Here is a 1229-nt window from a genome sequence, read left to right as displayed (position 1 = left end):
CTCCGCCCGCCGCGCGGGGTCGTCGAGCAGGCCGCGCAGTGCCGCCGCGACGTCGGCGGCATGCACACCGCAGTAGGCCACCGTGTCCCCGCCCACCTCGGGCAGCGCGAGCCGTCGCGTGGTGAGCACGCACGCCCCGGAGGCCATCGCCTCGAGCACGGGCAGGCCGAACCCCTCCCCCAGGCTCGGGTAGGCCACCACCTCGGCGCCGCCGAGGAACCCGGCGAGGGTGTCCACGGGGAGGTACCCGGCACGGACGATCCGGAGCCGGTGCGGCGCGGCGGCGAGGGCCTCGTCCACCCGCCGGTCCCAGCCCGGTTGACCCGCGAGGACGAGCGCGGGCGGATCCGGGCGGTCGGCCACGGCCTCGGCGAACCCCCGGATCAGCGCGGGCACGTTCTTGCGGGGCTCGAAGGCGCCGAGGAAGGCCACGTACGGCGTGTTCCCGATCCCGGTCACCTGCCGCGCGGCGCGCACCTGTTCCGTCGACGGCGGGTGGAAGCGGTGTTCGTCCACGCCGTGCCGGATCATCCGCAGCTCCGCCCCGCGGGCGCGGGTGACGCGGCCGAGTTCCCCGGCGGTGGCGAGGCTGGGCACGACGCACAGCCGCGCCCGCCGCAGGGAGACCTCCGTCCACGCGCGGAAGAACCGCGCCTTCACCGGCGAGTGCAGCACCGCGTCGGTGAAGAAGGTCGCGTCGTGCAGGGTCACCACCGAGGCCGCCCGGCTCGCCAGCGGCATCGTGTAGTGCGGGGAGTGGACCACGTCGACGCCGAGGCCGCGGACCAGGGTGGGCAGGGTGGTCTGTTCCCAGGTCAGCCGCGCCGTCCTGGTGGCGACCGCCTGGGCGGTGGGGACCACCCGGCACCGGGGGGCGAGTTCGGAGTAGAGGCGGCCGTCGCGGGGTTGGCAGACCACGGTGAGCCGCGCACCGGCCTCGTCGAGGGCGGCGACGAGCGAGTCGACGTATCGGCCCACACCACCGCGGTCGGCGGGAACCGCCGTGGCGTCGAGCAGGACACGGGGTTCGGGCACGGGGGCAGCTTAGGGGCGGGGCGGGGCAACGTGTCGCGGGTTCCGCCGAAGTCACGGCCGGATGCTGCGGTCGGTTCGGTCCCGCCGGTGCAGCGCCCACACCGCCTCGGCGGCGCGGCGCCAGGAGAACCGGCGTGCCCGGCGTCGGCCCGCCTCGGCGAGGTGGCGCGTTCGTTCCGGGTCGGCGAGGGCCT

1 protein-coding gene is annotated in these 1229 nt (G+C 76.4%); it reads right to left on the bottom strand.

Annotation, left to right across the window (positions count from 1 at the left end):
* On the bottom strand, positions 1 to 1035 hold a 1035-nt coding region (locus SACPADRAFT_RS25490; protein ID WP_007027674.1), incomplete at its 3' end, for a glycosyltransferase family 4 protein.
* Positions 1036 to 1229 lie beyond the last annotated feature (194 nt).

The organism is Saccharomonospora iraqiensis subsp. paurometabolica YIM 90007, from assembly GCF_000231035.2.
In the GTDB taxonomy this organism is placed as follows: Bacteria; Actinomycetota; Actinomycetes; order Mycobacteriales; family Pseudonocardiaceae; genus Saccharomonospora; species Saccharomonospora paurometabolica.
The sequence above is the reverse complement of the archived record's forward strand: the minus strand, read 5'-3'. Positions and strand labels throughout refer to the sequence as shown.